1 protein-coding gene is annotated in these 1,203 nt (G+C 35.2%); it reads left to right on the top strand.

What is annotated here, in order from left to right; translation table 11 throughout:
- Positions 1–12 precede the first annotated feature (12 nt).
- The gene (tuf, locus tag EV215_RS10435; RefSeq protein WP_134113942.1) at positions 13–1,197 is read left to right on the top strand and encodes an elongation factor Tu; all 1,185 of its coding nucleotides are present in this window, start codon (positions 13–15) and stop codon (positions 1,195–1,197) included.
- The last annotated feature ends 6 nt before the right edge of the window (positions 1,198–1,203 follow it).

Here is a 1,203-nt window from a genome sequence, read left to right as displayed (position 1 = left end):
AGGAGGCAAAAAATGGCTAAAGAAAAATTTGAAAGAAGTAAACCACATGTAAACGTTGGAACAATAGGACACGTTGACCATGGTAAAACAACAACAACAGCAGCAATATCAAAAGTATTAGCGGAAAAAGGGTTAGCGCAAAAAGTAGATTTTGAAAATATCGACCAAGCACCTGAAGAAAGAGAAAGAGGAATAACAATCAACACAGCGCATATAGAGTATGAAACAGAAAAAAGACATTATGCTCACGTAGATTGTCCAGGACATGCGGATTATGTAAAAAACATGATCACAGGAGCAGCACAAATGGATGGAGCAATTTTAGTTGTATCAGCAGCAGATGGTCCAATGCCACAAACAAGAGAACACATCTTATTATCAAGACAAGTAGGAGTACCTTATATAGTAGTGTACTTAAACAAAGCAGATATGGTAGATGACGAAGAATTATTAGAATTAGTAGAAATGGAAGTAAGAGAATTATTAACAGAGTATGGATTCCCAGGAGATGATGTACCAGTAATAACAGGATCATCATTAGGAGCATTAAATGGAGAGCAACAATGGGTAGAAAAAATAATGGAATTAATGGATGCAGTAGATGAATATATACCAACTCCAGAAAGACCAGTAGATCAACCATTCTTAATGCCAATAGAAGATGTATTCACAATAACAGGAAGAGGAACAGTAGTAACAGGAAGAGTAGAAAGAGGAATCATCAAAGTAGGAGAAGAAATAGAAATAGTAGGGATAAAAGAAACAACAACAACTACTTGTACAGGAGTAGAAATGTTTAGAAAACTACTAGATCAAGGAGAAGCAGGAGATAATATAGGAGCATTATTAAGAGGAATAAAAAAAGAAGAAGTAGAAAGAGGACAAGTATTAGCAAAACCAGGATCAATAACACCTCATACAAACTTCAGCGGAGAAGTATATGTATTAACAAAAGAAGAAGGAGGAAGACATACTCCATTCTTTAGTGGATACAGACCACAATTCTACTTCAGAACAACAGATATAACAGGAGCAGTAAACTTACCAGAAGGAGTAGAAATGGTAATGCCAGGAGATAACATAGAAATGACAGTAGAATTAATTCACCCAATAGCAATGGAAGAAGGATTAAGATTTGCGATAAGAGAAGGTGGAAGAACAGTAGCATCAGGAGTTGTTTCTAAAATCATTAAATAATCAAAA

Origin of the sequence: Hypnocyclicus thermotrophus, from assembly GCF_004365575.1 — a bacterium.
Taxonomy (GTDB): domain Bacteria; phylum Fusobacteriota; class Fusobacteriia; order Fusobacteriales; family Fusobacteriaceae; genus Hypnocyclicus; species Hypnocyclicus thermotrophus.
The sequence above is the reverse complement of the archived record's forward strand: the minus strand, read 5'-3'. Positions and strand labels throughout refer to the sequence as shown.

What these genes read in the sequence shown, in the direction of transcription:
- tuf (WP_134113942.1), top strand. Translation starts at nt 13, where the DNA reads ATGGCTAAAGAAAAATTTGAAAGAAGTAAACCACATGTAAACGTTGGA.